This window comes from Microbispora bryophytorum, from assembly GCF_006874465.1.
In the GTDB taxonomy this organism is placed as follows: domain Bacteria; phylum Actinomycetota; class Actinomycetes; order Streptosporangiales; family Streptosporangiaceae; genus Microbispora; species Microbispora bryophytorum.
Genome location: NZ_VIRL01000003.1, coordinates 154,909 through 167,054, shown reverse-complemented (window position 1 = coordinate 167,054; position 12,146 = coordinate 154,909). Strand labels below are relative to the sequence as shown.

11 protein-coding genes are annotated in these 12,146 nt (G+C 70.6%); 3 read left to right on the top strand and 8 right to left on the bottom strand.

What is annotated here, in order from left to right; translation table 11 throughout:
- Positions 1-41: 41 nt before the first annotated feature.
- From FLX07_RS08295 to FLX07_RS08285, 3 genes are all read right to left on the bottom strand, one after another.
- Positions 42-1,283, bottom strand: a complete 1,242-nt coding sequence (locus FLX07_RS08295) for an amidohydrolase (RefSeq protein ID WP_189104895.1) — start codon at positions 1,281-1,283, stop codon at positions 42-44.
- Between the two features lie 239 nt (positions 1,284-1,522).
- Positions 1,523-2,695, bottom strand: coding sequence for a glutamate--cysteine ligase (locus FLX07_RS08290; RefSeq protein WP_142569237.1), 1,173 nt, complete (start codon positions 2,693-2,695; stop codon positions 1,523-1,525).
- A 66-nt stretch (positions 2,696-2,761) separates the two neighbouring features.
- Positions 2,762-2,962: an SCO4848 family membrane protein gene (locus FLX07_RS08285; protein WP_079316017.1), complete on the bottom strand. Its 201-nt coding sequence runs from the start codon at positions 2,960-2,962 to the stop codon at positions 2,762-2,764.
- 94 nt (positions 2,963-3,056) lie between these two features.
- Here FLX07_RS08285 and FLX07_RS08280 point away from each other — a divergent pair, with 94 nt between their 5' ends.
- Positions 3,057-4,361, top strand: a complete 1,305-nt coding sequence (locus tag FLX07_RS08280; protein WP_142569235.1) for a D-alanyl-D-alanine carboxypeptidase family protein — start codon at positions 3,057-3,059, stop codon at positions 4,359-4,361.
- Positions 4,362-4,392: 31 nt separating this feature from the next.
- Here FLX07_RS08280 and FLX07_RS08275 read toward each other — a convergent pair whose 3' ends face one another.
- From FLX07_RS08275 to FLX07_RS08265, 3 genes are all read right to left on the bottom strand, one after another.
- Positions 4,393-5,355, bottom strand: a complete 963-nt coding sequence (locus FLX07_RS08275; protein WP_223853032.1) for a YihY/virulence factor BrkB family protein — start codon at positions 5,353-5,355, stop codon at positions 4,393-4,395.
- A 78-nt stretch (positions 5,356-5,433) separates the two neighbouring features.
- A complete protein-coding gene (gene trpS / locus FLX07_RS08270) occupies positions 5,434-6,450 on the bottom strand; it encodes a tryptophan--tRNA ligase (RefSeq protein WP_142569233.1) in 1,017 nt (338 codons plus the stop codon).
- Positions 6,451-6,522: 72 nt separating this feature from the next.
- Positions 6,523-7,842: a hemolysin family protein gene (locus FLX07_RS08265; protein WP_223853031.1), complete on the bottom strand. Its 1,320-nt coding sequence runs from the start codon at positions 7,840-7,842 to the stop codon at positions 6,523-6,525.
- A gap of 158 nt (positions 7,843-8,000) precedes the next feature.
- Between FLX07_RS08265 and galE the strand changes: the two genes are divergently transcribed.
- On the top strand, positions 8,001-8,954 hold the full coding sequence (galE, locus tag FLX07_RS08260; protein WP_142569230.1) for a UDP-glucose 4-epimerase GalE: 954 nt from the start codon (positions 8,001-8,003) through the stop codon (positions 8,952-8,954).
- Positions 8,955-9,111: 157 nt separating this feature from the next.
- Here galE and FLX07_RS08255 read toward each other — a convergent pair whose 3' ends face one another.
- Both FLX07_RS08255 and FLX07_RS08250 read right to left on the bottom strand, forming a co-directional pair.
- Positions 9,112-9,876: a CARDB domain-containing protein gene (locus tag FLX07_RS08255; RefSeq protein WP_167748157.1), complete on the bottom strand. Its 765-nt coding sequence runs from the start codon at positions 9,874-9,876 to the stop codon at positions 9,112-9,114.
- A gap of 229 nt (positions 9,877-10,105) precedes the next feature.
- On the bottom strand, positions 10,106-11,533 hold the full coding sequence (locus FLX07_RS08250) for an MDR family MFS transporter (protein ID WP_223853030.1): 1,428 nt from the start codon (positions 11,531-11,533) through the stop codon (positions 10,106-10,108).
- Positions 11,534-11,589: 56 nt separating this feature from the next.
- Here FLX07_RS08250 and FLX07_RS08245 point away from each other — a divergent pair, with 56 nt between their 5' ends.
- Entirely contained in the window at positions 11,590-12,126 is a 537-nt protein-coding gene (locus FLX07_RS08245; RefSeq protein ID WP_142569225.1) for a PadR family transcriptional regulator, read from the top strand.
- The last annotated feature ends 20 nt before the right edge of the window (positions 12,127-12,146 follow it).

Here is a 12,146-nt window from a genome sequence, read left to right as displayed (position 1 = left end):
TCTGGTCAACGTGGCCTGTTCGGTGCCGTCTGTTCGGCTGTTCAGCGGGCGCCGCCCCACAGCGCGGTCAGCGCGGTGGCGGCGAGAACCTTGACGCCGATCCCGATCGCCCGCTCGTCCACGTCGAACAGCGGCCGGTGGATGTCGACCTCGTCCACGACCCCCGGCGGCCGGGTCCCCAGCCGGGCGAGCGCGCCGGGCACCGATTCGAGGTACCAGGAGAAGTCCTCGCCGCCGAGGCTCTGCGGCGTGGGCACGGCCGCCCCCTCGCCGATGATCTGGGTGACCGCGTCGTGCAGCATCTGGATGCTGGTGGCCTCGTTCACCGTGGGCGGGGTGCCGCGCCGGTAGTCGATCTCGGCGTCCACGCCGTACGCGCCGGCGACCGAGTCGAGCAGGGCCTTGACCAGGTCGGGAGCCTGGTGCCAGGCATCCTCGTCGAGCGACCTGACCGTGCCCTGGGCGACCCCGACGTCCGGGATCGCGTTGGCCACCGAGCCCGCGGCGATCTGGCCCCACACGAGGCTGAGGCTGGAGCGAGGGTCCACCCGGCGCGACAGCGCGGCCGGCAACTCGGTGACGATCTTGCTGAGCGCATAGACGAGGTCGACGGTCAGGTGCGGCCGGGCGGTGTGCCCGCCCGGGCCCGCGACGCTGATGCGCAGGCTGTCGCAGGACCCGGTGATCGGGCCGGTGCGCAGGCCGACGTGCCCGACGTCGAGGCGCGGGTCACAGTGCACCGCGAAGATGCGGTCGACCTCGTTGAGGCCGCCGTCGCGCATGACCTCAAGCGCGCCGCCCGCGACCTCCTCGGCGGGCTGGAAGATCAGCCGGACCCGGCCGGGGAGCGCGCCCGCGTCGGCCTGCGACGCCAGGAACAGCCCAGCGCCGAGGACTATCGACGCGTGCACGTCGTGGCCGCAGGCGTGGCACGCGTTCGGGTTCGTGGAGCGGTAGGGGACGTCTTTCTCGTCCTCCATCGGCAGCGCGTCGATGTCGGCACGCAGGGCGACCGTTGGGCCCTCGTCCCGGCCGAAGTCCACCCACAGTCCGGTGCCGCGCGACAGCGGGCGCGGGGTGAGCCCGGCGTCCGTCAGCCGCTCAGCGATCTTCTCGGTCGTGCGATGCTCGCTGAAGGCGATCTCCGGGTGCGCGTGTACGTCGCGCCGGAACTCGATCAGCTCATCGTTGTGCCCGCGAAGGAATTCCGCCAGCTGTCCGGCCAGGTCGTTACTTCCCGGCACGGCCGCGTCCGGCGTAGCGAGCTTCGATGAGGTGGCCACGGGTCTTCCCTTCTCCGGCGCGCCGTCCCGCCACGGATCGCCGGATCGTCCATATGATCACAAAAGGTCACAGAAAAGCCTAAAAGGGTCAAGCGGGCGAGTCTCGCCTCCACCGACCCTTCAATCACAATCCTTCCATGCCGCGACCCTTCGATACGGCGGATTGCCCAGTATTTACACCGGCCTCCGCACGTTGTCAGAACTGAGGCACTGTTGCCGGATATATCAGGCCTACCCCGTCAGGTGGCTGATTGTCCGATCTCGTGGTTGGGGTTCGAGGTGACGAACCTGTCCTCGGCGAGCTCGATGACCGTGGCGTCGACCACGTCCTGGAGGGTCCCTCCGTCGGCGAGGATCGCCCGCTGGCGCTCGGATGAGCTCCCCTGCTCCAGCACCTCGGTCACGACCGCCAGTTCGTCGGCACAGCCGAGCCGCTCGGCGACGGGTTCGAGTTCACGCTGAAGTTCATACAATACGTCTCGCATCGGCGCCGTGGAGCCATGGTCGTCGGTGATGACGTCCGCGTCGAGGCCGTAGCGCGTGGCGCGCCACTTGTTGTCGCGCACCACCCACGCCGCCGGATGCGGCAGCGTGTACCCCCGGTCGAGCTGCTGATCGAACTGCTGCACGAGGCACTGGGTCAGCGCGGCCACCATGCCCACCTCGCGCGGCGTCGGGATGCCGTCGAACATCCGCACCTCGATCGTGCCGAAGTCGGGATGCGGCCGGATGTCCCACCACACCTCCTTGATGCTGCGGATCGTGCCCGCCCGCAGCAGCGTGTCCATGTACTCCTCGAACTCGGCCCAGTCGGCCAGCAGGTGCGGCGGCCCGGCCGTGGGCAGCGAGCCGAAGACGATGGCCCGGCTCGACGCCAGCCCGGTGTCCTGCCCTCCCCAGTAGGGGCTGGAGGCGGTGAGCGCGAGGAAGTGCGGCAGGTACGCCGCGAGGGCGTTGACGATCGGGATGACCTTGTCCCGGTCCTTGACGCCCACGTGGACGTGCACGCCGAACGTCTGGATCCGCCGGGCGAGCCACTGCAGGTCCTCGACCAGCTCCACGTAGCGCTGGCTCGGCGCGTAGACCGCGTCACGCCAGTCGCTGATCGCGTGGGTCCCCGTGCAGGCGAGCGCGATGCCGCGCGGCTCGACGGCCTCGGTCAGCCGGTCGATGCTCTTCTTCAGGTCCTGCACCGCCTCGGCCACCGTGTGGCAGACGTCGGTGATGATCTCGACCTGCGACTGCATGAGCTCGTGCATGGCCTTGGGCCGCGGCCCCTCGCTGAGATCGGGAACCGCGCCGAGCACATCCTTCGCGTCCTGGCGGAGATGACGCGTAAGCCGGTCGACGAGCTGAAGCTCCCACTCCACGCCGAGGGTCGCGCCGCGCGAGGGATTGAAGTCGATCGCCAAAGCTTGCCTCCATCACGTTCGGTCCCTGTCGACACTCAGGTCACAGTGGACAAGGTCGTTCCAGGATCAGGCCCTACCCTTCATCCATCCCCGCACGCCGACCGCCCCGAGCGCCAGTGCCAGGAGGATGTTCACCGCGATGAGTACGCCGTGGACGACGTAGAAGGAAGTCTCGTGCCCGTCGGCGAGGTTGAAGCCGAGGTTGATCCATTCGAAGATCATGAAAGCGGCGAGTGCCACGAGAAAGATCGATACACGTCTCGTCATGCTGACAGTATCGGGCGGCCGCCTGCGTGGCCCTGTGGCATATGGGGCATATGTCGCTTCATGCGAAGGCAGTCAAGGCTAGGCTGAGCGACCTATGGGGACGAACCTGCGGGCTCTCGCCGCGGACGTGACGGCGGCGGGAGTGCTGACGACGGCGCTGTTCGGCGCCCCTCCCGCCGCGGGCGCGGGGACCGTACCGGACCTGACACCGTGGCAGACCGGCACGGCCGTTGCCGGCACCGCGGTGGCCGGCACCGCCGTGGCCGGAATCGGCAAGGGCAACGGCACCGTGGGCGGAGACCTGCTCGCCGGACACGGGATCATCCGGCCCGCCGGGATCAAACCCCCGCCCAAGACCGAGGCCAGCGCGTACGTCGTGGCCGACGCCGACACCGGCGCGGTGCTCGCGGCCAAGGACCCCCACGGGCACTACCTGCCCGCGAGCACGCTCAAGACGCTGACGGCCGTCACGCTGATCCCCAAGCTCGACAAGAACCGCAAGGTCAAGCCGAGCGAGGAAGCCTCCAACGTGGAGGGCAGCGCCGTCGGCATCGTCCCCGAGCCGATCTACAAGATCGACGACCTCATGCGGGCGCTGCTCATGGTCTCCGGCAACGACGCGGCGGTCGCGCTCGCCGAGGCGAACGGCGGCGTGAAGAAGACGCTCGCCGACATGAACAAGGAGGCGCACAAGCTCCAGGCGTACGACACGGTGGCCAAGACGCCGAACGGCCTGGACGCCCCGGGCCAGCGCAGCTCCGCCTACGACCTCGCCCTGATCGCGCGGGCCGGGCTGGCGCTCCCGGACTTCCGCGAATACATCAGCACGAAGGTCGCGAAGTTCCCCGCGCCCAAGGACGACCCCAAGAAGAAGAAAAAGAAGAAGAAGCGCGATGACGACTCCGAGGCCAGTGAGTCTCCCGCGCCCGCCTACTACGAGATGGCCAACCACAACCGGCTGCTCGGAAGTTACAAGGGCATGCTCGGCGTCAAGAACGGCTGGACGTCCAAGGCTCTGGGCAGCTTCGTGGGGGCGGCCCGGCGGGACGGCCACACCATCCTTGTCGTGATCATGCATCACCCCGGCGGTTTCTGGGAGGAGGTCGCCAAGCTGCTCGACTGGGGCTTCGCCGCGAGGGGCAAGGTGGCCCCCGTGGGCCAGCTGGTCGGGCCGGCGCCCGACCCCAAGCCCTCCTCCTCCCCCCTGGCCGTACGGCCCTCTCCGACGCCGGGTGCGGCCGACGCGGGCGCGGCCAAGGCGCGCGGAGAGGACCCCGCCTCCAATGGTGCGGGCGCGACCACCCCGCTGCTGATCGGCGGCGGCGTCCTCGTGCTCCTCGCCCTCGGCGCGTACGGCCTGCGCCGGCGCCGCAGGACGCCCGGCGACGCCGACGGCTAGCGGGCAGGCGGGGCGGGGATGGCATGCTCGGTCAGGCGGGGCCTGTGGTGGGCGTGGTCGCGGGCGACGGCAGCGGGGTGGGCTCGGGCGGCGGGCCCAGCGTGGCCGTCGCCGTCCACGCGGCGGCGTAGAGGATCACCCGGGACGACAGGTTGATCCACAGCAGCAGCCCCACGACCACCGCGAACGTGCCGTACACCGGGTTGCGCAGGGTGCTGTAGAGGATCAGCGCCGCGAGCTGCTTCAGCACGCCGAAGCCGACCGCGCCCAGCAGGGCGCCCTTGAGCACGACGAAGAACGGCTGGGGCGGCTTGGCCAGCCAGCCGAGGATGACCAGGAAGAGCAGCAGGTCGGCGACGAGGCTCGCGGCGATCCCGGCGAGCCAGACCCCGAAGCCGGCCAGCGGCGAGGAGCCCAGGCCGAGCCATCCGGCGACCATGCTCGTGGCCCCCGTGGCGAACCCGCTCGCGATCACCGAGGCCAGCATGGCCAGGCCCATCAGCACGAGCGCGACGAGGTCGCGGAGCTTGCCGACGAAGTAGTTGAGCGGCGGCTCGCAGGTCATCCAGACCGTGCGCAGCGCCCCGCGCAGGGCGTCCATCGCGCCCAGCCCGGCGTACAGCAGGCCGAGCAGGCCGATCAGCCCTGCCCGGGCCCGGGCCCCGGCGAGCTGGTCGATGTGGAGCTGCCCGGCGAGCCCGGGAAGCTGGCTGTTGATCGCCTCGGTGAGCGTGGCGAGCGCGTCCGGGCGGATCGTCACGACATACCCGAACAGGGCGAACGCCAGCGCGATCAGCGGGAAGAACGACAGGAACGCGAAATAGGTGATGGCGCCCGCCAGCCGGTCCCCCGACTGCACCTGGTAGCGCTGGACGGTCCTGATGAGGTGGTCGAGCCAGGGAAAGCGGATCCGGTCGCGCTCGATCCACATCCGGCCCCACGCCTTGACTTCGTCGACGCGCCGCGTGACCCGGTCGACCATCGCCATCCCCATCGGCATGGTGTACCCGGAGAAGGCGTCTCGATGCGCGGCGACCACGGCCCGGGGCGGGGCCGCGGTCTCAGGCGTGGGTCACGCGGAGGTCGGCGGCGTGGGCAGCAGGCCGAGGCGCTCGCGGACCTGCTCCATCGTCTCGCGGGCCACCTTGCGGGCCCGTGCGGCGCCCGCGACCAGCATCCGGTCGAGCTCGGCCTCGTCGGCCAGCAGCTTCTCCGTACGCTCCCGGATCGGGGAGAACGTCTCGATGACGGCCTCGGCGACCTCCTTCTTGAAGGTGCCGTACCCCTGCCCGGCGAACCGGGTCTCCAGCTCGGGGATCGGCGTGCCGGTCAGCGCGGACAGGATCCTCAGCAGGTTGGTGACGCCCGGCTTGTTCTCCTCGTCGGCGACGACGTCGCTACCGGTGTCGGTCACCGCTCGCATGATCTTCTTGCGCAGGACGTTCGGCTCTTCCAGCACGTCGAGGATGCCCTGCGGGCTCGACGACGACTTGGACATCTTCGCGGTCGGGTCCTGGAGGTCGGTGATCTTCTCGACCTCCTTGAGGATGTACGGGCTCGGCACCTTGAACGTCTGGCCGTAGCGGCTGTTGAAGCGCTGCGCGAGGTCGCGGCTGAGCTCCAGGTGCTGCTTCTGGTCCACCCCGACCGGCACCTGGTCGGCCTGGTAGATCAGGATGTCGGCCGCCTGGAGGATCGGATAGGTGAACAGGCCGACGCTGGCCGAACTCTCGCCGTACCGCGCGGACTTGTCCTTGAACTGGGTCATCCGCCCGGCCTCGCCCATGCCGGTCTGGCAGATCAGGTACCAGGCGAGCTCGCTGTGCTCACGCACCTGGCTCTGCGCGAAGACCGCGGCCCGCTCCGGGTCGAGCCCCGCGCCGAACAGCTGGGCGGCGGCGATCCTGGTGCGCCGGCGCAGCTCCTCGGGCTTGGGCGCCACGGTCAGCGCGTGCAGGTCGGCGATGAAGAAGAAGGCCTCATGGGTGTCCTGCAGTGCCACGTACTGACGGATCGCGCCGAGATAGTTGCCCAGGTGGAACGAGTCGGCGGTGGGCTGGATACCGGACAGGACGCGAGCAAGAGCCATACGGCAATTCTGTCAGCAGTCGCGGGCTGCCCGCGACAGACACGGCCAGGGGTGGGCACAGCCGCCCGCCGCTCAGCCGGCGGTCACGGGCGCCGTGCTTTCGGGGGGATTGCGGGTGACGCGGACACGGGAGACGCGGCGTCCGTCCATCTCCGTCACGGTCAGCTTCACGCCCGGCGCCTCGGCGACCTCGCCGCTCTGGGGCAGGTGGCCGAGGGATGCCATGACGTATCCGCCCAGGGTCTCGTACGGCCCGCTGGGCAGCCGCACGCCCGTCTGCGTGTGGAACTCGTCGAGGTTGACCAGCCCCTCGACCTCCATGTCTCCGGCGATCACGCGTACGGCGTCGCCGCTCTCGTCGTATTCGTCGCGGATGTCGCCCACGAGCTCCTCGACCAGGTCCTCCAGAGTCACGATGCCGTCGGTGCCGCCGTACTCGTCCACCACGATGGCGAGGTGGTGGCCCTCGTCGCGCATCTCCGCGAGCGTGGCCAGGACCCGCTTGCTCGCCGGCACGAGCTTGACCGGACGGATCGGCACGACCTCGCTGATCGGCTCCAGCCGTCCGGTGCGCACGGGGTCGAGCAGATCCCGCACGTGGACGAACCCGATGACGTCGTCGTAGGTGTCGCGGTAGACGGGGAACCGGGAGTGCGGCATGGCCGCGGCGAGCACGGCGGCCTCGGCGAGCGGGGTGTCCACCGCCATGAACTCGACCTCCGTGCGGGGCAGCATGACCTCCCTGAGCTGCCGCTTGCCCGCCGCGAACACCTCGGCGATCACGTCGCGCTCGTCCTGGGTGAGGTCCGTGTGGCCCACGACCATGTCGCGCAGCTCCTCGGTGGTCATGGCCGCCCTGTCCGCGGACGGGTTGCCGCCGAGCAGGCGGACGACGCCGTTGGTCGACTTGGACAGCAGCCAGATCACCGGCCTCGACAGCGTCGCGATCCGGTCGAGCAGCGGGGCGGTCGCGAGCGACAGGTTCTCCGCCCGTTGCCGGCCGAGCCGCTTGGGCGCCAGCTCACCGAGCACCAGGGTCACGTACGAGATGGCCAGCGTGACGGCCACGAACGCGACGGACGCGGCCGCGCTCGGCCGCAGGCCCCACTGCTCAAGGACCGGGGCGAACCGCGGGCCCAGCGCGTCGGCGCCGAGCGCGGCCGACAGCACGGTCGCCACGGTCACCCCGACCTGGATGGCCGACAGGAAGCGGTTGGGGTCGCGGGCGAGCTTCTGCACCCGCGCGCCGCGGCGTCCCTCGTCGCGGCTCAGGCGGCGGATCTGGCTCTCCCGCAGCGAGACCATCGCCATCTCGGCCGCGGCGAAGAAGCCGCCGATCAGGATGAATATCAGGACCAGGGCGATGGTCACCGCGACGTTGCTCAACGTCATCAGTCCGTTCGGGTGTCAGGCAGGCCAGGCCGGTCGTCGCAATCCCCCGCGGCTTGCTGAGATTGCGGTACTGGTGGCATTTAACCCGCTCCTCCTGGGAACCGCGTAAGCTAGGCCCTGGACGTACATAATCCAACAGATTTGAACAGGAGTAAACAGTGAAGCTGCTGGTTACTGGTGGAGCCGGGTACATCGGCAGCGTCGTGGCGGCGCAACTCCTGGAGGAGGGGCACGAGGTCACGGTGCTCGACGACCTGTCGACCGGGCACGCCGACGCGGTGCCGCCCGGGGCCTCGTTCGTGCAGGCGTCGATCATCAAGGCCGAGGGCGTGCTCGCCGACGGCTATGACGCCGTGCTGCACTTCGCGGCCAAGTCGCTGGTGGGCGAGTCGGTCGAGAAGCCGGGGCTGTACTGGTCGCACAATCTCGGCGGCACGCTCGCGCTGCTCGACGCCATGCGTCGGACCGGGGTGAACCGGATCGTGTTCTCCTCCACCGCCGCCACCTACGGCGAGCCGGAGCGCACTCCCATCCTGGAGACCGACCCGACCCGCCCGGGCAACCCCTACGGCGCGTCCAAACTCGCCGTGGACACCGCGCTCACCGCCTTCGCCGGGCTGTACGGCCTCGGCGCGGTCAGCCTGCGCTACTTCAACGTTGCCGGGGCGTACGGCGCGTTCCGCGAGCGGCACACGGTCGAGACCCATCTGATCCCCAACGTCCTGAAGGTGGCTCTGGGCGAGCGCGAGTCGGTCAGCGTCTTCGGCACCGACTACCCCACGCCGGACGGCACCTGCGTCCGCGACTACGTCCACGTCGCCGACCTCGCCCGCGCGCACCTGCTCGCCCTCGACGCCTGCACGCCCGGTGAGCACCGGATCTACAACCTCGGCAGCGGCGCGGGCTTCTCGGTCAAGGAGGTCGTGGACGTCTGCCGCGAGGTGACCGGGCACCCCATCCCGACCACCGTCGCGGCGCGCCGTCCCGGCGATCCGGCCGTGCTGGTGGCGTCGTCGGAGAAGATCCAGCGCGAGCTGGGCTGGAAGCCGGCTCACGCGACGCTGCGGGACATGGTCGCCGACGCCTGGACCGCCTCCGCGAAGCCCGCCTGAACCCCGCTCCCCCGCGGGCTCCCCCGGCCGGGCTCTCGATCACCGGCCGGGATCTCGATGCCCGGCGGACTGCCGGTCCCCGGCTGGACTTCCCATCCCCGGCCGGACTCCCGACGCATGTGTGACCCGGCGGCCCGGCCGACGGCGCGCCGCCGGGTCAGGCCCGGCGCAGAGCCACCCGTACGCTCGCCTTGTTGTTGGCCGGGCGGCGGTCGCCGTAGCGGCGCGAGTAGACGGTGGCCATCGTCGCCACGGCGTGCGAGGCCCGGGACGGCACCCGGAACACGAGTTCGAGCAGCCCGCGCGACCCCGACCTGATCGGCGGCAGCGAGCACCCCACGAACTGGCGGTTCCCCCGGCAGCGCCCACCCCGGGCGGACTCCAGCCGGGCCTGGCGCGGCTGGAAGAACACGTAGGCGTCCCGCACGACGCGCGGCCCCCGGTTGCGCACCTCCGCCCGCACGGAGAACCAGTGGCCCGGGCGGATGAATTTGGTCGAGGAGCGGAACCGCATCGCCAGGTCGGCCCCCTCGTCGACCTTGTTCACCGCCTCGGCCGTGTTGTCGGTCTCGTCCTGGTCGAGCACCTCGGAGGACAGGTCGGCGCGCGCCCGCAGCGGACCGTGCGCGCCCGGCGCGATCACTCCCGTGATCGTCATGTCGCCCGAGCCGCCGGGCAGGACGTCGTCGGACGAGTGGCAGACGACCCGGTTGCGCGCCCGGCCGGGCTCGCACTCCGCCACGCCCACGTTGACGATCTGGAAGTCCTTCGGCAGCGCGACCCGCAGCGTCGGCAGCACGGCGTCCCCCGGGCCCTTGTTGTGCACGGTGACGTGGTAGGTCAACGGCTGCCCCGGTTGCGCCACCTTCGGCGAGGCGGTGATGCCGACCTTCAGGTCGGCCGTGCCCCATTGATTTTCCAACGGCTCCTTCACCGGCGCCGGCCGGGGAGGCTCCCCGGAGGCGGCGAGCGCCGGTTGCGGCGCTCCGGCGACGAACACACAGACCAAACCCGTGACGACCCTACGACCCACTGCCGCTCCCCCGAACGCTTGAGATCAATTCAATCGTGTCGGACGGGCCCCGCGCACCGTCCGACACGCCGCTCGCAGCGCCGCTGACGCACCGCTTCACGCCCGTCTCGCGCCCGTCTCACGCGGCGACGAGGTCCCGCTGCGGTGCGGGCCCGCCGAGCCGCGCATCGCCCCGCGGCAGCAGGGTGAGCGCGAGGAGGGCGACGACCGCGCCCACGACCCCCAGCCAGGGGATGACGGTCGCGGTCGCGGCGGCGTGAGCCGCGGGCATGCCGTGCACGGGCGCCTCCCGCGTCACCACCGACGTGTACGCCGTGCCGGCGACGGCCAGCGCGACCGAGCCGCCGATCTGCCGGAAGAACGTCAGGTTCGCGCTGGCCGTGCCGATATACCGGGGCGGGACGGATGTCTGGATCGCCACGGTGAGGCCGGACAGCATGGGCCCCATGCCGAGCCCGATCAGCGCCATCCATGCGGCGAGCAGCGGCGTCGAGGTGCCGACCTCGAGGTTCGCGCACAGCGCCGTGCCCGCGACGAGGAAGACCGGCGCGATCACCAGCCACGGCTTGTAGCGGCGCGTACGCGAGATGAGGGCGCCGGTGACCGCGCTGCCCACGACCATCGCCAGCATCAGCGGGTAGATGTGCAGCCCCGAGGAGGTCGCGCTCAGGCCGTGCGCCTCCTGGAAGTAGCGGGGCAGGAAGACCACCCCGGCGTACATGCAGAACGCCGTGAAGAACGACGCGACGTTGACCAGCGAGTACGTGCCGTTCGAGAACAGGTGGAGCGGCACGATCGGCTCGGCGGCCCGCCGCTCGACGAGGACGAACACCACGAGCAGCGCGAGCGCCGCGCCGAGCGGCCCGGCCACCGGCCCGCTCGTCCAGGTGTGGCCGTCGATCCCCTTCTCGGTCAGGCCGACGAGCAGGGCGCTGATCGCGGCGCTGAACACGGCGATGCCGGGATAGTCGGGCCGCGCCCCTCCGTGCCCCGGCCGGTGCGGCAGCCGCCACACGATGATGGCCACGAGGACGGCGCCGATCGGGACGTTCACGTAGAAGGCCCAGCGCCAGCTCGCGTGGTCGGTGAACAGGCCGCCGAGGAACGGCCCGGCGATGTAGCTCAGCGCCATGACGCCGCCGAGGGCGCCCTGCACCTTCCCGCCGCGCTCCGGCGGGAACAGATCGATCACCAGCGCCAGCGACAGCGGCAGCAGCGCGCCCGCGCCGAGCCCCTGCACGCCGCGGAAGGCGATGAGCTGCCCCATGCTCTGCGCCGCCCCGGACAGGATCGAGCCCAGCAGGAAAAGGACCACCCCGACCAGCAGGAGCGGCTTTCGCCCGTACGCGTCGGAGAGCCGGCCGTAGAGCGGGACCGTAACGGTCGAGGTGAGGAGATAGGCGGTCACCACCCAGGTGTAGAGGCCGGTGCCGCCCAGCTCGGTGGTGATCCTCGGCAGCGCGGTACCGACGATCGTCTGGTCGAGCATCGCCAGGAACATGCCGCCGAGCACGGCGAACAGGAGGAGTCCGTTTCTGGATCGCATGTGTCGAAGGTGACATGTAAGTTCTGACATGTCAATCCGGAGGTATAGTTGGAGGCATGTCCCTGCGCATGGCTCTTCTCGGTGTGCTGTCGGCCTACGGCTCGGCGAGCGGCTACGACCTGACCAAAGGGTTCGAGCGGTCCGTGGCCCACGCCTGGCAGGCGGGGCACAGCCAGATCTATCCCGAGCTGGCGAAGATGACCGCCGACGGGCTGGTCACGGTGGAGGCAGAGGGAGCGCGGGGGCGCAAGATCTACTCGATCACGCCGGAGGGCCGCGCGGAGCTGCGCGCCTGGCTGATCGGGCACGACCCCACGGGTCCGGCCCGCAGCGAGATCGCGTTGCAGGCGTTCCTGCTCCCGCTGCTCGACCCCGGCGAGGCGCTGGCCGTGCTGGAACGGCTGAAGACATACGCGGAACGGAAGCTGGCCGAGCTGGAGGCCCTCTGGGCGGCCAAACACGCCTCCCCCGTCCCGGAGGGGACGTCCGGGGTCAGGTTCGGCGATCTCGCCCTGGACCTCGGCATCCGGCACACCCGCACCACGCTGCAGTGGGTGAACGACGCCATGGCCCAGCTCGAACGCCGGGCCTGACCCACCCGCCCGGCGGAGGC